The following is a 25,140-nucleotide window of genomic DNA, read 5'->3' on the forward strand; positions in this document are numbered from 1 at the left end:
CGACAGCCTGGCAAAGAAGTGCCGCCCGATGGGGTGAACCGGTTAATCCTTATCCCCCGGTGACCTGCGCGAACCTCGCTCGAGACGCCCGACGAAGATCGAGACGACCAGGCATGCCTGGTCGTCTCGATCATTCTTGAGGTGGTCAGGCGGGGTGCAGGTCGTCGGCGCCGAACGCCTGCGGCAGCACCTCGCGCATGGGCAGCGCGCCCTCGGGGGTGTCGAGCAGGCAGTCGGGGCCGCCGTTCTCCCAGAGCAGCTGGCGGCAGCGGCCGCACGGCATGAGGGCCGCGCCGTCGCGGTTCACGCACGCGACGGCGACGAGCCGGCCGCCGCCGGTGCGGTGCAGCTGCGACACCATCCCGCACTCGGCGCACAGGCCGACGCCGTAGGCGGCGTTCTCGACGTTGCAGCCGCTCACGACCCGCCCGTCGTCGACCAGCCCGGCGACGCCGACCGGGAACCCGCTGTACGGCGCGTAGGCCGTGCGCATGGCCGTCACCGCCTCGCGGCGCAGCGCCGCCCAGTCCACCTCGGGAATCACTGCCCCTCGCCGCGGCGATAGATCTTGCCGTCGGCCGCGGGCATGCGCAGCCGTTGCGAGGCGAGCGCCATGACCAGCAGCGTCACGACGTACGGCGTGGTGCTGGCGAGCTCGCTGCTGACCGTGTCGGTGAGCAGGTAGAGCAGCAGCGCCGCACCGGCGAAGGCGATGGCCAGCATGCCCTGCAGCGTCTTGCCCTTCTTGACCAGCTGCCACAGGCCGACGGCCAGCAGCACCACGGCAGCGACCAGGATCATCGCGTGGATGTTGCTGCCGCCGCCGCGCAGCCGGGCGGCGTCGGTGTAGCCGAACAGCAGCGAGCCGGCGGCGAGCCCGCCGGGGCGCCAGTTGCCGAAGATCATCGCGGCCAGACCGATGTATCCGCGGCCGCCGGTCTGCCCCTCGCGGTAGGAGTTGGCGGCCACCTGCGCGAGGAACGACCCGGCGAGGCCGGCCATCGCGCCGGAGATCAGCACGGCGAGGAACTTGTAGCGGTAGACGTTGACGCCGAGCGTCTCGGCGGCGACCGGCGACTCACCGCACGCGCGCAGGCGCAGGCCGAAGGGCGTACGCCACAGCACCCACCAGGACACGACGACCAGGGCGATCGCGAGCAGGGTGACGACGGACAGGTTGGTGAGCAGCCCGCGCAGGATGCCCGCGATGTCGGACAGCAGGAAGGTGCCCTGCTGCTCGAGGTCGCCGAGCGGCTCGCTGATGCCGGGCACCGACAGGCGCGGCAGCGGGTCCAGCGGGGGCGACTGGGTCGGGCCGCCGCCCTGCAGCCCGACGAACGTGCGGGTCGCGAGGAAGGCCGCCGCGCCGGGCGCGATGACGTTGATCGCGACACCGGAGACGATGTGGTCGACGCCGAAGACGACGGTCGCGAGCGCGTGCAGCGCCGCGCCGAGCAGCCCGGCGACGATGCCGCCGACGAGCCCCATCCACGGGCCCCACTGGATCGCGGCGAACGCGGCGCCCCAGGTGCCGAGGATCATCATGCCCTCGAGACCGATGTTGACCACGCCCGCGCGCTCGGACCACAGCCCGCCCAGGGCGGCCAGGCCGATCGGCACCGCGCCGATGAGCGCGGCGTTGACGACGCCGCTGGAGTCGATGTCGTCGGCGCCGGTGACCACCCGCAGCAGCGACACCAGCACCAGGCCGGCGAGGGCGCCGAGCAGCCAGTACTTCGGGGGCACCCGGCGCGGCGCGCGCCGCGGCTCGGCGGTGTGCGTGCCGACCTCGAGCCCGGCGGTCATGCCTGCGCCCCGGTGGTCTCGGCGGGGCGCTTGTCCTGCGCGGCCAGCTCGCGGGTCACCTGTTGCTGCTCCATCCGTCGCTGGAACCGGCGTACGACCTCGTAGGCGATGACGACGGCCAGCACCATCACGCCCTGGATGATCTTGACGATCGAGTCGTCGACGTCGGTGGCGATCGGCAGGGTGACCGCCTGCTGCTCGAGGTAGGCCCACAGCAGCGCCCCGAGCGCGACCCCGACCGGGTGGTTGCGGCCGAGCAGCGCGATCGCGATGCCCGAGAAGCCCAGCCCGGACTGGAAGTCGGTGCCGTAGTTGAAGTTCTCGCCGAGCAGCAGCGGCAGCCCGACCAGGCCCGCGACGGCGCCGGACATGAGCATCGAGACGAGCACCATCTTCTTGACGTCGACGCCGCTCGCGACGGCCGCGCTCTCGGAGCGGCCGGTGGCGCGCAGGTCGAACCCGAAGCGGGTGCGGTTGATGACGAACCAGTAGAGGAAGCCCACGAGGATCGCGAGGAAGATCAGGCCGTAGACCTGCCGGCCGGTGCCGGGGACCAGGCTGAGGCCGGGGATGCGCGAGCTCTCCGGCAGGTCCTTGGTGCCGATGTCGTTGGACCCGGCCTCCTGCTCGGCCGCGACCCGCGCCAGCAGCCACGCGACGACGCCGGTGGCGATGGCGTTGAGCATGATCGTGGAGATGACCTCGCTGACGCCGCGAGTCACCTTGAGCCAGCCGGCGATGCCGGCCCACAGCGCGCCGCACATCATCGCGGTGATCAGGATGAGCACGATGTTGAGCGGCCCGGGCAGCCACGCCTCGCCGCCGACGGCGGCCGCGGCGAACGCGGCCACGCGGTACTGCCCGTCGACGCCGATGTTGAACAGGTTCATCCGGAAGCCGATGGCCACGGCGATCGCGGAGAAGTAGAGCACCGTCGCGCTGTTGATGATGATGACCGTCTGGCTGGCGCTCGGCTGGGTGAGCATCTGGCGCCACACCTCACCGACCGGGTCGCCGGTCGCGAGCAGCACCAGCGACGTGACGACGATCGCGACGAGCAGCGCGAGCACGGGGCGGCCACCGCGAGACCGATCGCGCGCAGGTCGACCCGGCCGCGGGCGTACGACTTCGGCGGGGTGGACCCGCCCGGCGCCTCCGCCTCGGGGCTGGCGTGGCTCATGCGCTCTCCTCCTGGCTCGCGCCGGTCATGGCCGACCCGAGCTGCTCGGCGGTGACGGTGTCGGGGTCGAACGTGCCGACCAGCCGGCCGCGCAGGATGACCCGGATCGTGTCGGACAGGCCGATCAGCTCGTCGAGGTCGGCCGAGATCAGCAGCACGCCCAGGCCCTCGCGGCGGGCGGCGCGGATGTGGTCCCAGATCGCGGCCTGCGCACCGACGTCGACGCCGCGGGTCGGGTGGGAGGCCACGAGCACCTTCGGCTGGTGGCTCATCTCGCGGCCGATGATCAGCTTCTGCTGGTTGCCGCCGGACAGCGAGCCGGCGGTGACGTTGATCCCCGGCGTGCGCACGTCGTAGGTCTGCACGATCCGCTCGGTGTCGTCCTTGGCGGCCCTGGCGTCGATCAGCGCGCCCTTGACGTTGGGCGGCTCGGTCTGGTGGCCGAGGATGCGGTTCTCCCACAGCGGCGCGTCGAGCAGCAGCCCGTGCCGGTGCCGGTCGGCGGGGACGTAACCGATCCCGGCCTCGCGGATCTGCCGGGTGTGCCAGTCGGTGATGTCGGTGTCGCCGAAGTGCACGGTGCCGGCGTCGGAGTCGACCATGCCCATGACGATCTCGACGAGCTCCTCCTGGCCGTTGCCCTCGACGCCGGCGATGCCGACGACCTCGCCGGCGTGCACGGTGAGGTCGATGTCGTCGAGCACCGCCGGGCCGGCGCCCTTGCGCAGGGTGAGGTCGGTGAGCTGCAGCACGACCCGGTCGGTGACCGTCGACTCCTCGGTGTCGGGCGTCGGCAGCTGCGAGCCGACCATCAGCTCGGCCAGCTGGCGCGCGGTGACGCCCTTCGGGTCGACGGTCTGCACGGTGGTGCCGCGCCGGATGACGGTGATGTCGTCGGCGACCTTGAGCACCTCGTCGAGCTTGTGCGAGATGAAGATGATCGTCAGGCCCTCGGCCTTGAGCTCGGCGAGGTTGGCGAACAGCTCGTCGACCTCCTGCGGCACCAGCACCGCGGTCGGCTCGTCGAGGATGAGGATCTGGGCGCCGCGATAGAGCACCTTGAGGATCTCGACGCGCTGCCGGGAGCCCACCCCGAGGTCGGCCACCAGGTCGTCGGCGTGCACGCCCAGGCCGTACGCCTGGCTGATCTTCTCGATCTCGCGCCGGGCAGCGCCGCCGATGCCGTGCAGCTTCTCCGCGCCGAGCACGACGTTCTCCAGCACGGTGAGGTTGTCGGCCAGCATGAAGTGCTGGAACACCATGCCGATGCCGGCCTCGATGGCGTCGGTCGGGCTGTGCAGCTCGACCTGCCGGCCGTTGATGGTGATGGTGCCCTCGTCGGGCCGCTGCACGCCGTACAGGATCTTCATCAGGGTCGACTTGCCCGCGCCGTTCTCGCCCACGACCGCGTGCACGGTGCCGCGGCGCACGGAGATCTCGACGTCCTTGTTGGCGACGACGCCCGGGAAGCGCTTGGTGATGCCGTGCAGCTCGACGGCCAGCTGGCCGGCCGGGCTCTGGGGGTCTGCGCTGATGGCGAACGCTCCTGGTCCGGGCCCGCAGCGTCGCGGGCGTCGTGGTTGGGGCGGGACGGTTCGGCGGGGACGACGACCCGGGTGGCACGGTAGCGCGCCACCCGGGTCGGTGTCGTGAGGTGCGGCCGGGCCGCGCAGGTCAGCTCGCGGGCACCTTGATGGTGCCGTCGACGATCTGCTTCTGCAGGGCGTCCAGCTGCGGCTTGATGTCGTTGATGTGCCCGCCGGTGGTGGCGACGCTGACGCCGCCGTCCTTCAGCGTGAAGGTGCGCACGCCCGCCTTGAACGAGTCGTCCTTGACCGACTTGATGAAGTCGAAGACGCCGACGTTCACGTTCTTGACCATCGAGGTCAGGATCAGCGGACGCACGGCCGGGTCGGCGGTCAGCGCCTGGTCGGAGTCGACGCCGATGGCCCACTTGCCCTTGCTCGCACCGCCCGCGGCGTTGGCGGCGTTGAACACGCCCGCGCCCGAACCGCCGGCCGCCTGGTAGACGATGTCGGCGCCCTTCTGGTACATGCCGTCGGCCGCGGTCTTGCCCTTGGCCGAGTCGGCGAAGCCGCTGAAGTCCGGCGGCTGGGTGAGGTAGGTGGTGTCCACCTTGATGCTCGGGTCGATCTTCTGGGCGCCGGCCTTGTAGCCCGCCTCGAACTTCTTGATCAGCGGGGTCTGCACGCCGCCGACGAAGCCGATCTGCTTGCTCTTGGACTTCAGCGCGGCCGCCGCGCCGACGAGGTAGGAGCCCTCGTTCTCGGCGAAGGTGATCTGGGCGACGTTGGGGCCCTTGGAGTCGGCCGAGGCGTCGTCGATGATCGCGAACTTCACGTCGGGGTTGGCCTTGGCCATCTTGCCGACCGACTTCGCGTAGGCGTAGCCCACCGCGATGATCGTGGTGTAGCCGCCGTCGACCAGGCTCTGCAGGCGCTGCTCGCGGGCCGACTCCGACTCGCCGGTGCTGGCCTCGGACTCCTTGCCCTCGACGCCGAGCTCCTTCTTGGCCTGGTCGAGGCCGCGGGCGGCGGAGTCGTTGAACGACTGGTCGCCACGGCCGCCCACGTCATAGGCGAGGCCGACCTTCATGGCGCCGTCGCCGGAGGCGCCCGCGCCGTCGCCGCTGTCGCTGGACCCGCAGGCCGTCAGTCCCAGGGCAAGAGTGGTGAATGCGGCGGTCATGCTGAGAGCGCGGCGCACGGGATCTCCTTCGTTGCTCGGACGTCCCCGGCGCCTGGTGGGGTGGACGTGCCTGCGCCGCGGGACCGTTCGGCCTGGTGACGGCACGAACCGACCGGACTCTACTCGCGGGTCGCGCCCCGCGGGGAGGTCCTCCGTGCGGGGTGATCCAACCGTTACCGGATGGGCGAGGTGGCGTCTCCCGCACCGTGGTACAGCGCCGCGCCTGCCAGCAGCGTCGCGCCGTGACCGATGGCGCGCTCGTCGACGACGAGGTCGCCCTGGTGGAGCTCGTACGTCGTCCCGCCCGGCGTGCGCGTGCCCAGCCGGGCCATCGCGCCGGGCACGTCGCCGAGGTACCAGGAGAAGTCCTCGCCGCCGAGCGACTGCCGCGTCGGCACGACGGCGGCCGGGCCGAGCGCGCTGCTCGCGGCGCGGCTGAGCGCCAGCACCGACGCCGCCTGGTTGACCACCGGCGGCACGCCGCGGACGTACTCGGTCTGCACACTCACGTCGTAGGGCGCCGCGACCTCCTGCACGATCTTCTCGACCCGCTCCCCCAGGTCGCGCCACGCCTCGACGTCGAGCACCCGGATGGTGCCGGAGGCCGAGCCGCTGGCGGGGATGACGTTCTGGGCGTTGCCGGCGTGCACCGTGCCCCACACGAGCACCACGCCCGAGCGCGGGTCGAGCCGGCGAGACAGCGCAGCCGGGACGTCGGCGACGATCTTGCCGAGGGCGTACACGAGGTCCTGGGTCAGGTGCGGGCGCGAGGTGTGGCCGCCCTTGCCGTGCAGGTTCACGGTGAGCGCGTCGCAGGCGGAGGTGATCGGGCCGGTCGCGAGACCGACCTCGCCCACGTCGATGCTGGGGTCGCAGTGCACCGCGAAGATCTCGTCCACGCCGTCGAGCGCGCCGTGCTCCATCATGTGGTGCGCGCCGCCGGGGACCCGCTCCTCGGCGGGCTGGAACAGCAGCCGCACCGCGCGGCCCTGGGCCTCCAGCTCGTCCTGCACGTGGGCCAGCGCCAGCCCGGCGCCGAGCACCACGGTGGTGTGCACGTCGTGGCCGCAGCCGTGCGCGACGCCGTCGATGGTCGAGGCGTACTCCAGGCCGGTGCGGTCCTGGATCGGCAGCGCGTCGAGGTCGGCGCGCAGCGCGACCCGGCGGGTCGGCTCGGCCGCCCCCACGTCGGCGATGACACCGGTCCCGGGAAGGCGGCGATGGCGTACGCCGGCGCGGGCCAGGTGCTCGCAGACGACGTCGGTGGTGCGCGTCTCCTGCCAGGACAGCTCGGGGTGGGAGTGCAGGTCGCGGCGGACCTGGACGAGCACGGGATCGAGCTCGGTGACCCGGTCCCGCACCCGCTCGGTCAGCTCGCTTCCGAGGTGGTCGGTGGGGAGGGGACTGTTCACAGTTGAATGATTCTACGCCCGTCGCCTCAGCCGGACGCGCGCACCACCAGGACAGCGGGGCTCGGCGCGGGCTCCTCGGCCCGCTCCAGCAGCACCTCGCGCAGGGTCTCGCGCAGGGACTCCTCGAGGTCTTCGGAGCCCGTCCAGGCGAGCAGCGTGCCGGGCGTGGCGTCCAGGTCGCGCAGCGCGTCGGCGAGGGCGTCCCAGTTGCGGCCGAACCACGCGGGCAGGTCGAGGTCGCGCGCGACGCGATCCATGAGGGCGGCCTTGTCCTCGATCCCGGAGGTGTCCAGGCGGGCGGTGCGCCAGCCCGCGTCGGCGGCCAGGCGCAGCACGTCGGCGGCGGGGGCGGCGGTGCGGAACCCGCCGCCGCGGCCCTGCGCGAGCGCGGTGCGCAGGGTGGGGCGGGGCTGGTCGGCGGCGTCGCTCATCGGTTCTCGCTCACGATCCTGCGGAAGGAGTCGTAGTGGTCGTCGGTGTAGTAGAGCGTGCCGTCGCGCGCGGCCACGATGCGCCGGGCGCCGCGGTCGTTCTCCCCCGGCGTGCGCACGGTGTACTCGCGGTAGTAGCCGCGCGGCTCGATCGGCAGCAGCCGCTCCCGGTTGCCGAACACCGAGCCGTCCTGGCGGTAGGGGAACGGCCCGTCGCGCTCGATCAGCCGCATCGTCTCGCGCGCCTCGGGCGGCAGGTCCGCGGCGGCGACCGTCGCGTAACCGTCGGAGCGCTCGGGGCCCTCGGTGCTGCGCGTGGCGCCGTCGGTGCCGCGCCCGGTCGAGGAGCCGCCGGGGCTCGGCGACCAGGCGCCCTGGTCGGTGGTGGTGGCGTACGTCCGCGTCGGCTCCGCGGCCCCGTCGCCCCCGCCGCGCGAGCCGTAGGCGATCAGCGCGATGAGCCCCAGCACGACCAGCACCACCATCGGCCAGCTGCGCCGCAGCGTGGACACGGTGGACCGGTTGATCATGCGTGGTCCTCCGAGCCGGTCGAGCGTCGCCCTGAGTAGCGCGAGGGACGAGCGCGTATCGAAGGGGAGGGCTGAGCGCCGGCGGAGCCCGCCGACAGCCGGGTCGCCAGGGCGGTGACCAGGGCGGGGCCGCGATAGATCAGCCCGGTGTAGACCTGCACCAGCTGGGCGCCGGCGTCGACCAGGGCGACCCCGTCGTCGGGCGTCATGACCCCGCCCACCCCGATCACGGGCAGGTGCGTGGCCTGCGCGAGCCGGCCGACGACGTACCGCGAGCGCCGGGTCAGGGGCGCCCCGGAGAGCCCGCCGGCCTCGTCGGCCAGGGGCAGGTCGCGGGCCGCCAGGCCGTCGCGGGACAGCGTGGTGTTGGTCGCGACGATCCCGCTGACGTCGGCCTCGTGGGCGACCTCGAGCACCTCGTCGAGCGCCTCGTCGGTGAGGTCGGGCGCAACCTTCACGAAGACGGGGACCGGCCGGGCGTCGCGGCGACGGGCCAGGTGCGCGGCCTCGGAGGTGATCGCGGCGAGCAGCTCGCGCAGTGGCTCCTTGTCCTGCAGCGAGCGCAGCCCCGGCGTGTTGGGGCTGGAGACGTTGACCGCGAGGTAGTCGGCCAGCCCGTCGAGCGCGCGCACGCTGGTGAGGTAGTCATCGACCGCGTCCTCGACGGGGACGACCTTGGTCTTGCCGATGCTCACGCCGACGGGGATCCCGACCGGGCCGACCTCGCGCAGCCGGGCCGCGAGCGCGGCGGCGCCGGCGTTGTTGAACCCCATCCGGTTGATGATCGCCCGGCTCGCGGGGAGCCGGAACAGGCGCGGCTCGGGGTTGCCCGGCTGCGGCTGACCGGTGACCGTGCCGAGCTCGACGTGCCCGAGGCCGAGAGCGGGCCAGGCGCGCAGGGCCAGGCCGTCCTTGTCGACGCCGGCGGCCAGGCCGACCCGGTGCGGGAAGGTGATGCCGGCGACGGTCACCGGGCTCTCGGGCGCGCGCTGCAGCCGCGCGACGGCGGCCAGGCGGCGCGGCTCCTCGGCGAGCGCGGCCAGCCGCCGCAGCGTGTCGTGGTGGGCGGCCTCCGGGTCGCCTCCGCCGGTGCGGAACAGCACGGGCCGCACCGCACCGCGGTACCCGACGTCGAAGATGCGCGTGCGGATCGCGGCGGCGCGGGACGTACGAGAAACCACGGTGGCGACCCTATCCCCGCAGCTGAAACGCAGTTCTGGCGGTTTGACTCCGCTGCAGTGGAGTCAGAGCGCTGGAACCGCGTTTCAGCGGTCAGGTGAGGTCTTCGCGGCCGGAGAGCTTGAGCTTCTCCACGATCTGCTTGACGTCCTGGGCGCGCTCGCGGGTGGTGACCATGACGGCGTCGGGGGTGTCGACCACGACGACGTCGTCGAGGCCGAGGGCGACGACCGTACGTCCGGAGCGGGGGCGATGACGCCGGTCGAGTCCTGCATGACCACCAGCTCCTGCTCCCCCAGCACCTTGACGCCCGGGGCGTCGGCGGACTCGACGAGCACCGAGGCGAGCGAGGCGAAGTCGCCGACGTCGTCCCACTCGAAGTTGCCGGGGACCACGGCGACCCGGCCGTCGACGGCGGCCGGCTCGGCGATGGCCGGGTCGATCGCGATCTTGGTGAGGCGCGGCCACAGCTCGTTGAGCCGCATGGGGTTGTTGGCGATCGAGCGCAGGTAGTGCGCCATCAGCGGCTGGTAGTGCGCCAGCATGTCGAGCAGCACCGACGCCTTGACGACGAACATGCCGGCGTTCCAACGGAACTCGCCGCTGCTGACGTAGGCCTGGGCGGTCGGCGCGTCAGGCTTCTCGACGAACGCCCGCACCGCCAGGGCCCGCGGGGCGCCGGGGATCTCCAGCGGCAGACCGGTCTGGATGTAGCCGAAACCCGTTGCGGGATATGACGGTTCGATGCCGATCGTGACGAGCTTGCCGGTGTGGGCGACGGCGACGGCCTCGCGCACGCACTCGCGGAAGGCGTCCTCCTGCCCGATCACGTGGTCGGCGGCGAACGAGCCGATGACGCCCTCGGGGTCCTGCTGCTCTACGAGCGCGGCGGCCAGTCCGATCGCCGGCATCGACTCGCGGGGCGAGGGCTCGACCAGCAGCCCGTCGTCGCCGAGGTCGGGCAGCTGCTCGCGCACCGACTCGGCGTGCAGCACGCCGGTGACGACCATCAGCCGCTCGCCGCACAGCGGCTCCAGCCGGTCGACGGTGCCCTGCAGCAGCGACCTGCCGCTGCCGGTCAGGTCGTGCAGGAACTTCGGCGACCCCGCCCGCGACAGCGGCCACAGCCGCGTCCCGGAGCCGCCCGCCGGCACGATGCCCCAGAAACCCGCCATCTCGCCTCGCTCGGTCACGCCACCCTCGGACATGACAGGGACGCTAACCCACGCCGTTCACCGACCGCTCACCAGACACTCAGGTCGGTGACCCCGTGATTCCACCCCGCGTCGGGACCGTGGTGGTGTGCGCATCGCCATCGTGACCGAGTCGTTCTTGCCGACGCTCAACGGTGTGACCACGAGCGTCTGCCGAGTCCTGGACTGCCTGCGCGAGGCGGGGCACGACGCCCTGGTCATCGCCCCCGCGCCGGCCCCCGCGACCTATCGCGACTTCCCCGTCCGCACCGTCCGCGGCGTCACGCTGCGCCAGTTCCGGGTGGGGCTGCCGTCGTACGAGCTCGAGGGCGTGCTCGCCCGCTTCTCGCCCGACGTGGTCCACGCCGCCTCGCCGTTCGGCCTCGGCGCCCGCGGCCTCGCCGCGGCGCGCAACCTCGGCATCCCGAGCGTCGCGGTCTACCAGACCGACATGCCGAGCTATCTGAAGCAGCACGGCGGCCCGCTCGGCGCCCCCGTCGAGCGCGCCGCGTGGCGCTGGATCCGGCACTTCCACACCCTCGCCGACCTCACCCTGGCGCCGAGCACCCAGACGCTGCAGGAACTTTCGGCCCACGGGGTGCCGCGCACGGCGCTGTGGCGGCGCGGGGTCGACGCGGAAAGCTACTCCCCGAGCGACGCACCGACCCCGAGGTCGCCGACCTGCGTTCGATGCTGGCCCCGCGCGGCGAGACGATCGTGGGGTACGTCGGCCGACTCGCCCCCGAGAAGGAGTGCCACCGCCTCGCCGAGGTCGCCAACCTTCCGGGCGTCAGCCTGTGCCTGGTCGGCGACGGCCCGACCCGCGGCGCGCTGGAGCAGCTGCTCCCCCGCGCCAACTTCCTGGGCTACCGCAGCGGGCTGCCGCTGGCGCACGCGTACGCCGCGCTCGACGTGTTCGTGCACACGGGCACCAAGGAGACGTTCGGGCAGACGCTGCAGGAGGCCATGGCCGCCGGGCTCCCCGTCGTCGCCCCGGCCGCCGGCGGACCGCTCGACATCGTCAAGCCGGGTGTCACCGGGCTGCTGTTCGACCCCGAGCAGCCGGGCTCGCTGCGCCAGGCCGTCGGCGGGCTCGTGGCCGACCCGGCGATGCGCGCGCGGATGGGCGCCTCCGGCCGCGGCAAGGTCGAGACCCGCAGCTGGAAGACGCTGACCGCCGAGCTGCTGGAGTTCTACGGGTCGGTGATCAACCCCGCCTGGGCCCCCGGCATCCGGGTGGCGTGAGGCGGTCTCAAGCTGGTCGAGTGGCCTCCGACGATGGTCGAGTAGGCCGGAGCTCCAGCGGAGGCCGTATCGAGACCTCCCAAGGTGGTCGAGTGGCCTCCGACGATGGTCGAGTAGGCCGCGAGGGACGAGCGGCCGTATCGAGACCCGTCACCTGGCTCTTCGGTCATCGAAAGGCGCCTGGAGGCGGGAGTCGGGGCGTGGTCGGCCTGGTCTGGCGGCTCGCGGTGGCGACGTTTCTGACAGAACCCGACGTTGTTGACACGGACTGACGTTGTTGACAGACGTGCGTGCTGTAGCAGCCCTTCGTGTCAACAACGCACTGTCGTGTCGAGATCGTGGGGTGCTGTCAGGACCGACCCCGCCCAGACTGGCCAGAATCTCTCAGACTGGTCGCGAACTAACAGACTGGTCAGTTGCAACCGACCAGTCTGTTAGTTGGTGACCACTCCGGCGATGTACGCCATCGGCGACTCGCGAGAACGACGTCACCCCAGGCGTACTCACGCCTCCCGGCGCCTTTCGGTCACCACCGAGCGCGGTGACCGGGTCTCGATACGGCCTCCGCTGCGCTCCGGCCTACTCGACCACCTTCAGGCCGGGTCAGCTGTGGCGCTTGGCGCGGCGGAAGTCGGAGTTGAGCGTGGAGATCACGTCCAGCGGGATCTCCTTGGGGCAGGCGCCGGCGCACTCACCGATGTTCGTGCAGCCGCCGAAGCCCTCGTGGTCGTGCTGGTTGACCATCGAGACCACGCGGGCGTCGCGCTCGGGCTGGCCCTGCGGCATCTCGCCGAGGTGCCGGATCTTGGCGCCGACGAACAGCATCGCCGAGGCGTTCGGGCAGGCCGCGACGCAGGCGCCGCAGCCGATGCACTTGGCCGCCTCGAACGCGCGGTCGGCGTTCTCCTTGGGCACCGGGGTCGAGTGCGCCTCGGGGGCGGCACCGGTGTTGACCGAGATGTAGCCGCCGGACTGGATGATCCGGTCGAACGCCGACCGGTCGACCACCAGGTCGCGCACGACCGGGAACGCCTCGGCGCGCCACGGCTCGATGGTGATGGTGTCGCCGTCGGTGAACGAGCGCATGTGCAGCTGGCAGGTCGTGGTGACCTCGGGGCCGTGGGCCTCGCCGGAGATCATCAGACCGCACATGCCGCAGATGCCCTCGCGACAGTCGCTGTCGAACGCCACCGGCTCGACGCCCTGCTCGATGAGCTGCTCGTTGAGCACGTCGAGCATCTCCAGGAACGACATCTCGGGCGAGACGTCGGAGATGGGGTAGGTGACCAGCTCGCCGGCGACGTCGGGCCCGTCCTGCCGCCAGATCTTGAGGGTGAGATTCACTTGTAGCTCCGCTGCTTCAGCTCGATGAACTTGTAGACGAGTTCTTCCTTGTGCAGGGTCGGCACGAGCGCACCGGTCTCGTCGATGCCGGTGAACTCCCAGTTGGCGACGTAGGCGAACTCGTCGTCGTGCCGCAGCGCCTCGCCGTCCTCGGTCTGGCTCTCGACCCGGAAGTGGCCGCCGCAGGACTCGCGACGGTGCAGGGCGTCGATGCACATCAGCTCGCCCAGCTCGAGGAAGTCGGCGACGCGGCCGGCCTTCTCCAGCGACTGGTTGAGCGTGTCGGCACTGCCGAGCACCCGCACGTTGCGCCAGAACTCCTCGCGCAGACCGCGGATGAGGCCGATGGCCTTGCGCAGCCCCTCGTCGGAGCGCTCCATCCCGCAGTACTCCCACATGATGTGGCCGAGCTCCTTGTGGAAGGAGTCGACGCTGCGCTCGCCCTGGATCGCCAGCAGCTTCTGCAGGCGGTCCTCGACCTGGGCCCGCGCCTCGACCACCTCGGGGGCGTCGTCGGTGACCTTGTCGAACGGTCCCTCCGCGAGGTAGTCGCGGATGGTGTTGGGCAGCACGAAGTAGCCGTCGGCGAGGCACTGCATGAGCGAGCTCGCACCCAGCCGGTTGGCTCCGTGGTCGGAGAAGTTGGCCTCGCCGATGGCGTACAGGCCCGGGATGGTCGTGCGCAGGTCGTAGTCGACCCACAGCCCGCCCATCGTGTAGTGCACCGCGGGGTAGATGCGCATCGGCACCTCGTACGGCGACTCACCGGTGATCCGCTCGTACATGTCGAAGAGGTTGCCGTACTTGGCCTTGACCTGGTCCTTGCTCAGCCGGGCCATGGCGTCGGCGAAGTCGAGGTAGACGCCGCGGCGGAAGTCGCCGACCAGCGGGCCGACGCCGCGACCCTCGTCGCAGACGTTCTTGGCCTGCCGGGAGGCGATGTCGCGCGGGACCAGGTTGCCGAACGAGGGGTAGATCCGCTCCAGGTAGTAGTCGCGGTCCTCCTCGGGGATGTCGCGCGGGTCCTTGTCGGCGTCCTCGCGGCGCTTGGGCACCCAGATGCGGCCGTCGTTGCGCAGCGACTCCGACATCAGCGTCAGCTTCGACTGGTAGTCGCCGGAGACGGGGATGCAGGTCGGGTGGATCTGGGTGTAGCAGGGGTTGCCGAACAGGGCGCCCTTGCGGTGCGCGCGCCAGGTGGCGGTCGCGTTGCAACCCATCGCGTTGGTGGACAGGAAGAAGACGTTGCCGTAGCCGCCCGTGGCCAGCACGACCGCGTCGGCCAGGTGGGTCTTGATCTCGCCGGTGGTCATGTCGCGCGCGACGATGCCGCGGGCGCGCCCGTCGACGATGACCAGCTCGAGCATCTCGTGGCGGGTGAACTCCTGCACCGTGCCGGCCTGCACTTGGCGCTCCATGGCCTGGTAGGCGCCGATCAGCAGCTGCTGCCCGGTCTGGCCGGCGGCGTAGAACGTGCGGGCCACCTGCACACCGCCGAACGAGCGGTTGTCGAGCAGGCCGCCGTACTCGCGGGCGAAGGGCACGCCCTGGGCGACGCACTGGTCGATGATCTTGGTGCTGACGTCGGCCAGGCGGTAGACGTTGGACTCGCGCGAGCGGTAGTCGCCGCCCTTCACGGTGTCGTAGAACAACCGGTAGACCGAGTCGCCGTCGTCGTTGTAGTTCTTCGCCGCGTTGATGCCGCCCTGGGCCGCGATCGAGTGGGCGCGGCGGGTGGAGTCCTGGTAGCAGAAGACCTTGACGTTGTAGCCGTCCTGGCCCATCGTCGCGGCGGCCGAGGCGCCGGCCAGGCCGGTGCCGACGATGATCACCGACAGCTTGCGGCGGTTGGCCGGGTTCACCAGCTTGTTGGTGAACTGCTTCTCCGGCCACATCTTGGTGATGTCGACGTCGGGCGTCGCGTGGTCGCTGATCGGGTCGCCGAGGCGGTACAGCCCCTCCACGAGTTCACTCATGATGTCGTCCCTCTTAGTTGATGACGTCGAACTGGACCAGCAGCGGCGGCAGGATGAAGCCGATCGAGATCACCAGGCCGACGACGGCACCGGCGGTCTTGGCGATGCGGCGGCTCTTGGGGGTGCTGGTCAGCCCCAGGGTCTGGGCGGCGCTCCACACCCCGTGGTGCAGGTGCAGGCCGAGCGCGACCATCGCCGCGAAGTAGATGAGCGTGATCCACCAGATCTCGAAGCTCCCGACCAGCAGCTGGTAGGGGTTCCCGGTCTGGCCGTCGCCGAAGTTCATCTTCGGCGCGGTGAACTGCAGCAGGTGGAAGATCACGAACAGCAGCAGGGCGAGGCCGCCCCAGCGCATGGTGCGCGAGCTCGGCGTCGACGCCGGGTTCTTCTTCACCTGGTACTTCTGCGGGCGAGCCTTGCTCGCGCGCGCGGCGAGGATCGCCGCGGAGGCGACGTGCGCCACCAGCGACACGATCAGGCCGACGCGCAGGATCCACAGGAGGCCGGCGTACGGCAGGATCGGCTCGCCGATCGTGCGCAGGTGCTCGGCGTAGGAGTTGAACGCACGCTCGCCCTGGATGATTTTCAGGTTGCCGGCCATGTGGGCGGCGACGAAGAGGACGAACAGCACTCCCGAGACCGCCATCAGCGTCTTCAGGAAGAGCGTGGTCCCCGCCTTCGACGTCCGCTCCGCAGCGGGGAGGGTCTTGGTTGCCACAAGCGAAGATTACTGCTGCGGTCACGCCGTGTCCGGGTGAGGCGACCCTTAACTGGGTGTGGCGTCGCCCACCTGGCCGCCGCCGCCGAACGCGAACCGCTCGACCGGCCGCCAGACGAGGTCCTCGCCGTGCAGGTAGAGATCGAACCCGGCCACCTCGAACTGCGCGCGATAGCCGGCCAGGTCTTCGAACGCGCGGTCCAGCGCCGCCTCGTCGACGCCGTGAGCGATCGTCACGTGCGGGTGGTAGGGGAACTCCAGGTCGCGGTGGACCGGCCCGGAGCGCACCATCGCCTCGAGCCGCTCGCACGGCGCGATGCCCTCGGCGACCGCGACGAACACGACGGGCGACACCGGCCGGAAGGTGCCCGTTCCCTGCAGCGTCATCCGGAACGGCTCGGCCGAACCCGCGACCGCGCGCAGGTGCTCGGTGAACTCCGGCTCCCCCACCCGCGCGAGGGGCGTCGGCGGCATCAGCGTGACGTGGCTGGGCACCGCGTCGGCGAGCGGGTCACCCGCGCGGCGCCGCGCCTCCTGCAGCTGCTCGCCGAACGGGGCGGGCACGGGGATGCTGACCCCGATCGTCCTCATGGGTGGCAAGCCTGGCGCAGGTCAGCGGCCTGAGGAAGGAAACCGACGGCGTCGTACGCCCGCGCGAGCGTCGCCGAGGCGACCTCCCGTGCGCGGTCGGCCCCCTTGGCGAGGATCGCGTCGAGCTCGGCCGGGTCGGCGAGCAGCTCGTCGACCCGCTGCTTGAACGGCTGCTGCACCGCGACGACCAGCTCGGCGACGTCGGTCTTGAGCGCGCCGTACTTGTTCTCCCCGCGTAGCGCTCGACGAGGGTGTCGACGCTCTCGCCGGACAGCGCGGAGTGGATGCGCAGCAGGTTGGCGATGCCGGGCTTGGTCTCGGGGTCGAACCGGACGGCGTTGTCGGTGTCGGTGACGGCCGACTTGACCTTCTTGGTGTTGGCCTTGGGCTCGTCGAGCATCATCAGGTTGCCCGACTGGTTGTCGGCCGACTTGCTCATCTTCGAGGTGGGTTCGGCGAGCGACATGATGCGCGCGGTCTCGGTCGGGATGTGCGCCTCGGGCACCGTGAACGTGTCGCGGTAGCGGGTGTTGAAGCGCTGCGCGAGGTCGCGGGTGAGCTCCAGGTGCTGGCGCTGGTCCTCGCCCACCGGCACGGCGGCGGTGTCGTAGAGCAGGATGTCGGCCGCCATGAGCATCGGGTAGGCGAACAGCCCGACGTTGGTGCCCTCGTGCCCGCGCTTGCCGGACTTGTCCTTGAACTGGGTCATCCGCGACGCCTCGCCGAAGCCGGTGAGGCAGTCCAGCACCCACGCCAGCTGCGCGTGCTCGGGCACGTGGCTCTGCACGAAGACGGTCGAGCGGTCCGAGTCGACGCCGCCGGCGAGGTACTGCGCGGCCGTCACGCGCGTACGCCGTCGCAGGTCGTCCGGGTCCGGCAGCACGGTCAGGGCGTGCTGGTCGACGACGCAGAAGAAGGCGTCGAAGTCGTCCTGCATCCGCACCCAGTTGACCTGCGCACCCAGGTAGTTGCCGAGGTGCAGCGAGTCGTGCGTGGGCTGCATGCCGGAGAGCAGGCGAGGTCGAGGCATGCGGATGATTCTGCCAAGGCTCGCGCGGGGTCATACCGTGGGTGCGTGCTGGCGAGGCAGCGGCAGGAGCTGATCCTGCAGGAGGTCGAGCAGTCCGGGGGCGTGCGCGTCTCGGAGCTGGTCGAGCGACTCGGCGTCTCCGACATGACGGTTCGGCGCGACATCGAGGTGCTCGCGAGCAAGAACCTCGTGGTCAAGGTGCACGGCGGCGCGACCGCGGCGGGCACCCGGCACCCGGACGAGCCCGGCTTCTCGGTGAAGTCGGAGATCAACCCGGCGCACAAGTCGGAGATCGCGCGCACCGCCGCCTCGCTCATCGAGCCCGGCTCGACCATCGCGGTGTCGGCGGGCACCACGGCCTACGCGGTGGCGGTGGAGCTGCGCCCGATCAAGCGGCTGACCGTGGTGACGAACTCGCCCCGGGTGGCCGAGGTCCTCTACGACGCCGACCGCGACGACCAGCTGGTCGTGCTGACCGGTGGGGTGCGTACGCCGTCGGACGCCCTGGCAGGGCCCGTCGCCAACACGATGCTCGCCGACATCCACGTGGAGACGCTCATCCTCGGCGTGCACGGGATCGACCTCACGGCCGGCCTGACAACGCCGAATCTGCAGGAGGCGCAGACGAATCGGGCGCTGATCCGCAGCGCCCGACGCATCGTCGTCGTGGCCGACCACAGCAAGTGGGGGTCGTCGGGCTGCAGACCATCGCGCCGCTCGGCAGCGTGCACACGCTGGTGACCGACGCCGACCTCGACCCCGAGGCCCGGCGGGCGATCGCCGACCTCGGGGTGCAGCTGATCGTGGCGCCGCGCTCGGACGGGGAGCAGGCGGCGGGTCAGTAGGCAGGTCGGTCTCAACTATTCTCGGTCGGACTGCTAGTCTCCAGCGTGAACGGCCGTCCACCGGTGCGCGGCCCGACTTCCAACTGTCTTCTCGCGGCGGCGCTTGCGCTGCCGCGACCTGCCGAGAGTTCCGCCATGAGCAAACCAGGCGCCACGTCCCCGACGCGACGATCTGTCGCCGCGGGGACGGCGTGGGCCGTCCCCAGCATCCTCGTCGCGGCGGCAGCGCCAGCAGCTGCGGCGTCGCCTCGAATCGTGATGTCCCACATCACCAGGTTCCAGTGGTTCAACAACTCCGCTGACTGGTGCCAGTCGGGGCGCGACGGCCTGCGCTTCAACACCACTGCGACGGGCACCGGCACGACCTTCACCAATACGCGCACGACGACGTCAATCACCAACGTCTATGCGATCTTCTGGTGGGCACGAACCGACATCGCCTGGTCCGCCGACACTGGTAACTCGGGATGCTGGAGCGTGCCGACCCTGACGTCGACCACCGCCGTCGACGGCTTGTATCCCTATCGGTCCAACTACACCTGTGCCATCACTCCGGTGAACGGCACCACGGGGCTGCAACCGTATGCCTGGCGGAGCCAGTGCTACGACCAGAGCGACTGGAGCCCCGAGCGTTATGTCCGCCGTCAGGCATTCGGCACCGTCAACGGGCAGCAGCAGACGACCGACACCGGTCGCTTTGAGATCAAGTCATGAAGCGCTGAGGAGCACCGATGAGCACTGACCAGCCTCTTCCCAGCACGGGTGACGAGAAATTGACACCTGGCCCAACCTCATCCCCATCCACGCTCGAGACCGACACGCCCTCCACGGCGGAGACCGACACGTCGCCGGCCCCGCCCGACGCGTCGACCCCTCGGGTGGAGACCTGCATCAGGTGACTTGCGCGTAACCGGAGATTCATCAACGGCACCTATGCTGTGCCCGTGGCAGAACTCGCGACGCCGTCCACGGGCGAGCGCACAGACAGCAGTCTCAGCCGTCGCACCTTGACCCACGGCACGGCATGGGCCGTGCCGGTGGTCATCCTCGGCAGCCGCGCACCTGCCACCGCCGCCTCGCCATGCCCACGGCTCCCGACCGTGAGTTCGGGTTGGACCACCACGGGGACGAACCTCGACTGCACCGCCGGCCAGGGCAGCTCGGGCTACGTGACGAACTGGAACGGCAGCCCTCCAGCTGCGTTGACTTCCGGGTTCGCGTTCACCTCTGGGTGCAACGCGAGGCAGGGCTCGCCGCCACCGTGACGACATCCACCACCATCGACGTCGTCTCCGGCACGACCTACCGATTCGACCAGCTGGTGATCGGCGCCGGCTACGGCAACAACAACTCGGCCACGAGCATGGCCCAAACCATCCGCGTGAGCATCGGCGGGACGCAGATCTTCTACGGGTCAACCCGCGCGCTGACCGGCGCCACGACCCTGCGCATCGGCAGCTCGCAGACCTACGACACCAGCGCCGTCGCCTACACCCCGACGACGAGTGGGCAGGTCACGGTGACTTTTTCCTTCACCCTGTCGGCCACGACGTCCACGCGCCCCGCAAGCGACGACATCGCCATCCGACTGCCGGTGCTGACCTGTCGGTAAGCCCGTCAGGCACCGGCCAGCCCATCGGCGACGGTGTCAGTAGGCGCCGCGCCCGTGGAGCACGGCGCCGACGGTGCGCCCGAGGATGACCAGGTCGCCCAGCACCGACCAGTTCTCGACGTAGTAGAGGTCCAGGCGCACCGACTCCTGCCAGGACAGGTCGCTGCGGCCGTTGATCTGCCACAGACCGGTGGCGCCGGGGCGAACAAGGAGGCGACGGCGTACGTCGTTCTCGTAGCCGGCGACCTCGTGCGGCAGCGGCGGGCGCGGCCCGACCAGGCTCATGTCGCCGCGCAGCACGTTGATCAGCTGGGGGTCTCGTCGATGGAGAACCGGCGCAGCACGCGGCCGACGCGCGTCACGCGCGGGTCGTCGCGGTCCTTGAACAGCAGGCCGGAGCCGTCGTGCTCGCCCTCGCGCAGGTCGAGCTCCTCGGAGTCAGCGCCCACCCGCATCGAGCGGAACTTCCAGATCTTGAACGGGCGCCCGTTCTGGCCGATGCGTTCCTGGCGATAGAACAGCGGACCGCGGTCGCCGGCCCAGATGGCGACCGCGACGACCGCCCAGACGGGCAGCAGCACCAGCAGCATCACCGTCGAGAGTGCGTAGTCCATTGCCAGCTTGGCGATGAGCTTGGGGCCGGAAAAGGTCGGTCGCTCGACGTAGAGCAGCGGCAGGCCCGACACCGGGGTGGCGCTGAGCCGGGGGCCCGCGATGTCGATCAGGCCGGGCAGCACGACCAGACCGGTGCGCGTGCCTTCGAGCGACCAGCCCAGACGCTTGAGTGCCTCGGGGCCGGAGCGCGAGCCCGCCCAGGCAACCAGGTCGTAGTCGCCGCTGGCGACGACCGTGGGCGCCTGCAGCTCGCGCCCGACGACCGGCCGTCCCGCGACCGAGCCGTCTGGCGACGACTCGTCGGAGCAGACCGCGTCGACCCGGAAACCGGCGCCCGGCTCGCGGTCGGTGGCCTCGACGAGCTGGGCGATGTGGGCGCTGTCACCGACAGCCAGCACTCGCACGGAGAGCTCACCGCGCTGGCGCAACCGGACCAGGCGGCGACGCCACAGCCAGTGGTTGAGCAGCAGCAGCAGGATCCCCAGCGGCAGCGCGATCAGCACATAGCCGCGGGCCAGCTGGTAGCGCAGGGCATAGCTGAGCAGAGCGGCGAAGGCGAACAGCTGCACGCTGGCCGTGACCGCCAGGACGAACTCCTTGGTCCCATGGCCGAGAACGTCCTTGCGGTAGGCACCGCGCGACAGCAGCGCGACCGACCAGGCGACCACGAGCGCGGCAGAGAGGCTGGCGTAGCGGATCTCGGAGCCCTCCACGTTGGCTCCCGCAAAGCCGAACCGGGTGAACTGGGCGATTCCGACGGCGACCGCGACCAGCAGCAGGTCGGTGACCGCGAGGCCGAGCCGGAAGCGGCGCAACCTGGCCCCGCTACGCTGCGCGGCGGCGGACTCGCGACCCGCGCTCACGGCGCGGGCGGCCACCTGCTGCGGCTCAACGGACGTGCTCAAGGACTACCTCTGATGGGCGCGGGATTCGGCTAATGTGCCGGGCCCCTCCCCGGCTACTCCCATAAGGTTACTCCCCCGAAACGGTGTTCTCTATCCGAACGGAAGATGTGTGGTTGAGGCCTCAACCGCCTGGAGTCGCAAGGCGGGCGGCCACAGCGGCAGCCGGCTCGACGGCCGGGTCGGGCCAAGCGGGAGTGGGGTCCTCCCCCACCGGCGCAGGCCGTAACGCTCCCACAGGTCCTCGACCCACGGCGGCGAGTCGGTGTGCGCGACCCAGGCGGGCAGGCCGCGCTGGGCGGCCTCGAGCGTGCCGGTGGAGAAGATGCTAACGACCGGGCGGCCGAGGTCGAGCAGGCTGCCCGGCTCGTCGGCGAAACGGACCCCGGCGCGGCGCATGACCCGGTGAGCGGCACGGGAGGCAAGGTCTCGCTCGTTGGGGTGCGGCCGGTAGTCGACTCTCTCGGAACGACCGAACCGAAGGTACGTCCGCAGCGCCTCGCGGCGGTTCAGCTCCACGCCGTGAAGCTGTCCGAGCATCACGGCCCGATCGCTCTTGAGCGGCACCTTCGGCTCGCGTCCGGCGAGCGCCAGCAGCTGCGAGCCGACCACCTCTGACGTGATGGACGCGCGGCCGGCGGTCCAGTACGCCGCGTCGGCCTCGCTCCAGGCGAGCAGGTGGTCACCGTCTGCGAGGGGTGGCACCCAACGGGTGAGCAGCCCGTGCTGGACGACCACGTGCCGCGCCCCGCGCGGCCGTGCCCACGCGACGACCTGGTCGGCGAGGGCATTGAACGTGCCGAGCGTCAGGACCTGCTGCACCCCCGGTAGCACGGTCTCGGCGGACCAGGAGCGCGGTTCCCACTGCGCAGGGAGGTCAGCCGAGTCGAGCGGCACGGGCGCGAGCAGCGCGGTCCGGGCGGGGTCCAGATGCGCGACCGGGTCGAGCACCGCCGCCCGGCAGCTCGGGCTGAGCACGTCGAGCACCACGAGCGTCTCGACCCCGCCCTCACCTGCGGGCGGCAGGTGGAGCGTGGGTGCGACGTACGGCATGGGGCGCAGCCGCTGCTTCGCTGCGCGCACGGCGCGCTCGACCGGTCGCCGCGTGCGCGCCCAGCGGCGCCACGCGTCCAGGTCGGCGGGAAAGGCCAGGCCAGCCTCGGACGTACGGCTCATGACCGGCCTTCCTCGATGCCGACACCGACGGCCGGCTCGTGCCGGCGCCCGCGCACCCGGTCGATCTCACCGAGCCACAGCCCGAGCCCGGCTCCGAGGCGGGTCGCCACCGCGGGCCAGTCACGCTCCTCGCGTGGACGGGTCGCCACCTTGGCGGCCGCGCCCGTCGCCCGGAGCGGGTCGAGTCGCCACGTCGGCCGGCTCAGGTGGGGCGACTGCTCCCGCATGCCGTGCCGGACGCTCAGCTCCACGTGCCCGCGCCCCGCCCGCAGTGCGCGGTCAAAGGCTCCTCGGGAGCTCGCGCGTCGTCGCGCGGCGTGCAGCATGGCGTGCGCGCGGTGCAGCAGGTGACCATGGCGCTGCAGCCGCACGGCCAGGTCGTTGTCCTCGTTGGCGTCGACCATGCCGGCGTCGAATCCCCTACCTGGAGCAGGGTTTCGCGCCTCGCCGCGAAGTTTCCGCCGAGCAGGATCGGATAGGGCACCGGCGCCGCGGCACGCTCCAGAGCACCGCGCGGGATGACGTCGAGGTGCTGGTCCCAGACGTTGTGGAGGCTGCGGAACTCCGCGTAGGGCAGCGTGACGTCGTCGCCGTTGGCCACCTCGACCTGCTCGAGCGCTGCGGCGCCCTCGCGCACCCAGTCGCGGGCCACGACGTCGTCGGCGTCGCAGAACAGCAGCCGCTCCCCTGCGCCGCGCCGATGCCGACGTTGCGCGCATACCCCGCCCCGGGGAGACGCTCGGCGCGGACCAGCCGAACCCCGGGCAGGCTCACCGCCCAGCGCCGCACGACCTCGGCGAGGTCGTCGGTCGAGCGGTTGTCGACGACGACGACCTCGAAGTCCGGCGCCTCTTCCTGACCGGCGAGCGCGGCCAGCTGCAGCGAGAGCAGGCCGGCGGCGTCGTGGCACGGGATCACCACGCTCACCGCGGGGGCGTCGCTCATCGGTCACCTCGGGGTCGACGGGGTTCCTAGTATTGGCGCGATGCGGCCGACTAGTGGAACGGAGACCGCGATGACCGGTCCCGACGCGGCCGACGATCTCACGCCCGTCCTGCACGCGCGACCGGTCCTGGTGCTCGCCCCGCACCTGGACGACGCGTGGCTGAGCGCGGCCGGGGTGCTGCAGCGGGCGACGTGCACGGTCTGGACGGTGTTCGCCGGGACGCCGTCCCCCGTGCAGTCGACGCCGTGGGACGCGGCCAGCGGGTTCGCCGACTCGGACGCCACGATGCGCGCCCGGACCGACGAGGACACGAAGGCGTTCGCGGGAACCCCGCACGAGGTCGAGCGGTTGCCGCTGCTGGACGCGACGTACGCCGACCACGCCGTGCGCGCGCAGGACCGGCAGGAGCTGGGTCGGCGGCTCGACGCCTGGCTCGAGTCGCACCCCGACGGCGTCGTCGTGGCGCCCGTGGGCGCGGGGTGCACGTGCCGCAGGCGGCGTGGCAGGTGCTGCGCGAGCGACTGCGCGGGGCGCGGGACACCCCGGCCGGGCCCGTCGCGGCGGACGCGACCTCCGACGCACCGCCGGCACCCCCGGTCGGTGGCGCCCGCCGGCTAGGATCGGTGAAAAACGTTGCGGCACAGGCGGTTCGCCGACTCATGCACGCGGACGCGCAGCGCCGCCGCCGCAAGGCGCAGCGGCGCGGGATGGCGGCGAACCCGGATCATCTGCTGGTGCGCGACGTCGCGCTGGCGACGGTGCCCCAGCACCGGGGGCGACATTGGTCCTGTCGGAGGACCTTCCCTACCTGTGGCACGAGAGAGGTGCCGCTCAGGCTCGACGGCTGCGAGGGCGTACGGCGGGGTTGCGGGAGGTCACCGTGCCCGTGGACGTGACCGACAAGCACGCGCGGCTGCAGGCATACGTGTCGCAGCTCCCGGTGCTCGACGAGCAGGGCCGGCTCAGCGCCGCCGACGGGCTGCCGATCACCGAGACCTACTGGATCGTCGAGGACGAGGACCGTTCATGAGCATTCCCGCAGTCATCCCGGCGCGCGGAGGTTCCAAGGGCATCCCGCGCAAGAACCTCAAGCCGCTCGGGGAAGCCGTTGATCGTCTGGACGATCGAGCAGGTGCTGGCCGCCCCGGGGCTGACGCCGTACGTCTCCACCGAGGACGCCGAGATCGCCGCGGTGGCGCGCGCCGCCGGGGCCGAGATCATCGAGCGTCCCGACGACCTGGCCGAGGACACCACGGCCACCGAGCCGGTGGTCGAGCACGCCGTCGAGGTCATCACCGAGCGGTCGCAACGCCCCGAGGCCGTGATGCTGCTCCAGGCCACGTCACCGATCCGACTGCCCGGAACGCTCTCCCGGGCGGTCGCCGAGTTCTCTTCCAGCGCAGTCGATTCCATGGTCGGCGTGGTCCCCGAGCCGATCTTCCTGTGGCAGCGCTCCCCCGAGGTGCGCGCGCTCTATCCGTTCGAGAACCGGCCGCGCCGACAGGACGTCACTCCCGAGCAGGAACGGTTCCGCGAGACGGGATCGCTCTATCTCACCCGCACCGAGATCTATGAGAGGCAGCACAACCGCCTCGGCGGCCGCATCGGACTGTTCGTGATGGACCCGGCCGAGAGCCTGGACATCGACACGCTGGAGGACTTCGAACGGGCCGAGCAGTGGGTGGCCGGCAACCACTGAC

23 protein-coding genes and 5 pseudogenes are annotated in these 25,140 nt (G+C 71.3%); 8 read left to right on the forward strand and 20 right to left on the reverse strand.

Features of this window, described 5'->3' with window-relative positions:
* Nucleotides 1-145 precede the first annotated feature (145 nt).
* The 10 genes and pseudogenes from QUE40_RS12900 to QUE40_RS12945 all read right to left on the reverse strand — a co-directional run bounded on the left by QUE40_RS12900 (nucleotide 146) and on the right by QUE40_RS12945 (nucleotide 10,455).
* The gene (locus tag QUE40_RS12900; protein ID WP_433997087.1) at nucleotides 146-493 is read right to left on the reverse strand and encodes a cytidine deaminase; all 348 of its coding nucleotides are present in this window, start codon (nucleotides 491-493) and stop codon (nucleotides 146-148) included.
* Nucleotides 494-540: 47 nt separating this feature from the next.
* Nucleotides 541-1,806, reverse strand: coding sequence for an ABC transporter permease (locus tag QUE40_RS12905; RefSeq protein ID WP_289231224.1), 1,266 nt, complete (start codon nucleotides 1,804-1,806; stop codon nucleotides 541-543).
* Nucleotides 1,803-2,876 (reverse strand): ABC transporter permease, encoded by a 1,074-nt coding sequence (locus QUE40_RS12910; RefSeq protein WP_289231225.1) that lies wholly within the window; start codon nucleotides 2,874-2,876, stop codon nucleotides 1,803-1,805. Before QUE40_RS12910 ends, QUE40_RS12905 begins: the two co-directional genes overlap by 4 nt.
* Nucleotides 2,877-2,982: 106 nt before the next feature.
* Nucleotides 2,983-4,488 carry an ABC transporter ATP-binding protein gene (locus tag QUE40_RS12915; protein WP_392426384.1) on the reverse strand — a complete coding sequence of 502 codons (1,506 nt, stop codon included), beginning with the start codon at nucleotides 4,486-4,488 and terminating at the stop codon, nucleotides 2,983-2,985.
* Nucleotides 4,489-4,660: 172 nt separating this feature from the next.
* Nucleotides 4,661-5,695, reverse strand: a complete 1,035-nt coding sequence (locus QUE40_RS12920; RefSeq protein WP_142006029.1) for a BMP family lipoprotein — start codon at nucleotides 5,693-5,695, stop codon at nucleotides 4,661-4,663.
* A 173-nt stretch (nucleotides 5,696-5,868) separates the two neighbouring features.
* Complete coding sequence (locus QUE40_RS12925; RefSeq protein ID WP_142006031.1) at nucleotides 5,869-7,107, reverse strand: amidohydrolase; 1,239 nt, start codon at nucleotides 7,105-7,107, stop codon at nucleotides 5,869-5,871.
* Between the two features lie 26 nt (nucleotides 7,108-7,133).
* Nucleotides 7,134-7,538, reverse strand: coding sequence for a barstar family protein (locus QUE40_RS12930; protein WP_142006033.1), 405 nt, complete (start codon nucleotides 7,536-7,538; stop codon nucleotides 7,134-7,136).
* Complete coding sequence (locus QUE40_RS12935) at nucleotides 7,535-8,068, reverse strand: guanyl-specific ribonuclease (protein WP_289231226.1); 534 nt, start codon at nucleotides 8,066-8,068, stop codon at nucleotides 7,535-7,537. Before QUE40_RS12935 ends, QUE40_RS12930 begins: the two co-directional genes overlap by 4 nt.
* Nucleotides 8,065-9,249 (reverse strand): quinone-dependent dihydroorotate dehydrogenase, encoded by a 1,185-nt coding sequence (locus QUE40_RS12940; RefSeq protein ID WP_289231227.1) that lies wholly within the window; start codon nucleotides 9,247-9,249, stop codon nucleotides 8,065-8,067. The genes QUE40_RS12935 and QUE40_RS12940 overlap by 4 nt, the downstream gene beginning before the upstream one ends.
* Before the next feature lie 91 nt (nucleotides 9,250-9,340).
* Nucleotides 9,341-10,455: pseudogene (locus tag QUE40_RS12945) on the reverse strand (mannose-1-phosphate guanylyltransferase).
* Between the two features lie 142 nt (nucleotides 10,456-10,597).
* Between QUE40_RS12945 and QUE40_RS19320 the strand changes: the two are divergent.
* Both QUE40_RS19320 and QUE40_RS19325 read left to right on the forward strand, forming a co-directional pair.
* A pseudogene (locus tag QUE40_RS19320) lies at nucleotides 10,598-11,020 on the forward strand (glycosyltransferase); the annotation flags it as partial.
* 110 nt (nucleotides 11,021-11,130) lie between these two features.
* Entirely contained in the window at nucleotides 11,131-11,685 is a 555-nt protein-coding gene (locus tag QUE40_RS19325) for a glycosyltransferase (RefSeq protein WP_350226970.1), read from the forward strand.
* A gap of 603 nt (nucleotides 11,686-12,288) precedes the next feature.
* Here the strand turns inward: QUE40_RS19325 and QUE40_RS12955 are convergent.
* The 5 genes and pseudogenes from QUE40_RS12955 to trpS form a co-directional block, all read right to left on the reverse strand.
* Nucleotides 12,289-13,029 (reverse strand): succinate dehydrogenase/fumarate reductase iron-sulfur subunit, encoded by a 741-nt coding sequence (locus QUE40_RS12955; protein ID WP_142006040.1) that lies wholly within the window; start codon nucleotides 13,027-13,029, stop codon nucleotides 12,289-12,291.
* Nucleotides 13,026-15,005, reverse strand: coding sequence for a fumarate reductase/succinate dehydrogenase flavoprotein subunit (locus QUE40_RS12960; protein WP_142006042.1), 1,980 nt, complete (start codon nucleotides 15,003-15,005; stop codon nucleotides 13,026-13,028). The genes QUE40_RS12955 and QUE40_RS12960 overlap by 4 nt, the downstream gene beginning before the upstream one ends.
* Nucleotides 15,006-15,018: 13 nt before the next feature.
* Nucleotides 15,019-15,723, reverse strand: a complete 705-nt coding sequence (locus tag QUE40_RS12965) for a succinate dehydrogenase cytochrome b subunit (RefSeq protein WP_289231228.1) — start codon at nucleotides 15,721-15,723, stop codon at nucleotides 15,019-15,021.
* 48 nt (nucleotides 15,724-15,771) lie between these two features.
* Complete coding sequence (locus tag QUE40_RS12970; RefSeq protein ID WP_350227160.1) at nucleotides 15,772-16,287, reverse strand: 2'-5' RNA ligase family protein; 516 nt, start codon at nucleotides 16,285-16,287, stop codon at nucleotides 15,772-15,774.
* 23 nt (nucleotides 16,288-16,310) lie between these two features.
* Nucleotides 16,311-17,344: pseudogene (gene trpS, locus QUE40_RS12975) on the reverse strand (tryptophan--tRNA ligase).
* A 45-nt stretch (nucleotides 17,345-17,389) separates the two neighbouring features.
* Here trpS and QUE40_RS12980 point away from each other — a divergent pair.
* The 3 genes from QUE40_RS12980 to QUE40_RS12990 all read left to right on the forward strand — a co-directional run bounded on the left by QUE40_RS12980 (nucleotide 17,390) and on the right by QUE40_RS12990 (nucleotide 19,801).
* The gene (locus QUE40_RS12980; RefSeq protein WP_289231230.1) at nucleotides 17,390-18,085 is read left to right on the forward strand and encodes a DeoR/GlpR family DNA-binding transcription regulator; all 696 of its coding nucleotides are present in this window, start codon (nucleotides 17,390-17,392) and stop codon (nucleotides 18,083-18,085) included.
* Between the two features lie 359 nt (nucleotides 18,086-18,444).
* Nucleotides 18,445-18,903, forward strand: a complete 459-nt coding sequence (locus tag QUE40_RS12985; protein ID WP_289231231.1) for a hypothetical protein — start codon at nucleotides 18,445-18,447, stop codon at nucleotides 18,901-18,903.
* A 547-nt stretch (nucleotides 18,904-19,450) separates the two neighbouring features.
* Entirely contained in the window at nucleotides 19,451-19,801 is a 351-nt protein-coding gene (locus tag QUE40_RS12990; RefSeq protein WP_289231232.1) for a hypothetical protein, read from the forward strand.
* A 36-nt stretch (nucleotides 19,802-19,837) separates the two neighbouring features.
* On the opposite strand, the pseudogene QUE40_RS13000 reads toward QUE40_RS12990, so the two are convergent.
* The 5 genes and pseudogenes from QUE40_RS13000 to QUE40_RS19330 all read right to left on the reverse strand — a co-directional run.
* Nucleotides 19,838-21,294 (reverse strand): annotated as a pseudogene (locus QUE40_RS13000) (sugar transferase).
* A gap of 117 nt (nucleotides 21,295-21,411) precedes the next feature.
* Nucleotides 21,412-22,494: a hypothetical protein gene (locus QUE40_RS13005; protein WP_289231235.1), complete on the reverse strand. Its 1,083-nt coding sequence runs from the start codon at nucleotides 22,492-22,494 to the stop codon at nucleotides 21,412-21,414.
* On the reverse strand, nucleotides 22,491-22,745 hold the full coding sequence (locus QUE40_RS13010; RefSeq protein WP_289231236.1) for a hypothetical protein: 255 nt from the start codon (nucleotides 22,743-22,745) through the stop codon (nucleotides 22,491-22,493). The genes QUE40_RS13005 and QUE40_RS13010 overlap by 4 nt, the downstream gene beginning before the upstream one ends.
* Complete coding sequence (locus QUE40_RS13015; RefSeq protein ID WP_289231237.1) at nucleotides 22,736-23,146, reverse strand: hypothetical protein; 411 nt, start codon at nucleotides 23,144-23,146, stop codon at nucleotides 22,736-22,738. Before QUE40_RS13015 ends, QUE40_RS13010 begins: the two co-directional genes overlap by 10 nt.
* A gap of 44 nt (nucleotides 23,147-23,190) precedes the next feature.
* A pseudogene (locus tag QUE40_RS19330) lies at nucleotides 23,191-23,439 on the reverse strand (glycosyltransferase family 2 protein); the annotation flags it as partial.
* A 70-nt stretch (nucleotides 23,440-23,509) separates the two neighbouring features.
* Here QUE40_RS19330 and QUE40_RS13020 point away from each other — a divergent pair.
* From QUE40_RS13020 to QUE40_RS13030, 3 genes are all read left to right on the forward strand, one after another.
* Nucleotides 23,510-24,058, forward strand: a complete 549-nt coding sequence (locus tag QUE40_RS13020) for a PIG-L family deacetylase (protein ID WP_289231238.1) — start codon at nucleotides 23,510-23,512, stop codon at nucleotides 24,056-24,058.
* A 262-nt stretch (nucleotides 24,059-24,320) separates the two neighbouring features.
* Entirely contained in the window at nucleotides 24,321-24,470 is a 150-nt protein-coding gene (locus tag QUE40_RS13025) for a hypothetical protein (protein WP_289231239.1), read from the forward strand.
* Nucleotides 24,471-24,548: 78 nt separating this feature from the next.
* The gene (locus QUE40_RS13030) at nucleotides 24,549-25,139 is read left to right on the forward strand and encodes an acylneuraminate cytidylyltransferase family protein (RefSeq protein WP_289231240.1); all 591 of its coding nucleotides are present in this window, start codon (nucleotides 24,549-24,551) and stop codon (nucleotides 25,137-25,139) included.
* Nucleotide 25,140: the final 1 nt, after the last annotated feature.

The organism is Barrientosiimonas endolithica (assembly GCF_030296655.1).
In the GTDB taxonomy this organism is placed as follows: Bacteria; Actinomycetota; Actinomycetes; order Actinomycetales; family Dermatophilaceae; genus Barrientosiimonas; species Barrientosiimonas humi.

Excerpts from the sequence above, each read along its gene's own strand:
- QUE40_RS19325 (WP_350226970.1), top strand. The coding sequence starts at position 11,131 with ATGCTGGCCCCGCGCGGCGAGACGATCGTGGGGTACGTCGGCCGACTC.
- QUE40_RS12960 (WP_142006042.1), bottom strand. The coding sequence starts at position 15,005 with ATGAGTGAACTCGTGGAGGGGCTGTACCGCCTCGGCGACCCGATCAGC.
- QUE40_RS13020 (WP_289231238.1), top strand. The coding sequence starts at position 23,510 with ATGACCGGTCCCGACGCGGCCGACGATCTCACGCCCGTCCTGCACGCG.
- QUE40_RS12930 (WP_142006033.1), bottom strand. The coding sequence starts at position 7,538 with ATGAGCGACGCCGCCGACCAGCCCCGCCCCACCCTGCGCACCGCGCTC.
- QUE40_RS12900 (WP_433997087.1), bottom strand. The coding sequence starts at position 493 with ATGCGCACGGCCTACGCGCCGTACAGCGGGTTCCCGGTCGGCGTCGCC.
- QUE40_RS12920 (WP_142006029.1), bottom strand. The coding sequence starts at position 5,695 with ATGACCGCCGCATTCACCACTCTTGCCCTGGGACTGACGGCCTGCGGG.
- QUE40_RS13005 (WP_289231235.1), bottom strand. The coding sequence starts at position 22,494 with ATGAGCCGTACGTCCGAGGCTGGCCTGGCCTTTCCCGCCGACCTGGAC.
- QUE40_RS12905 (WP_289231224.1), bottom strand. The coding sequence starts at position 1,806 with ATGACCGCCGGGCTCGAGGTCGGCACGCACACCGCCGAGCCGCGGCGC.
- QUE40_RS12935 (WP_289231226.1), bottom strand. The coding sequence starts at position 8,068 with ATGATCAACCGGTCCACCGTGTCCACGCTGCGGCGCAGCTGGCCGATG.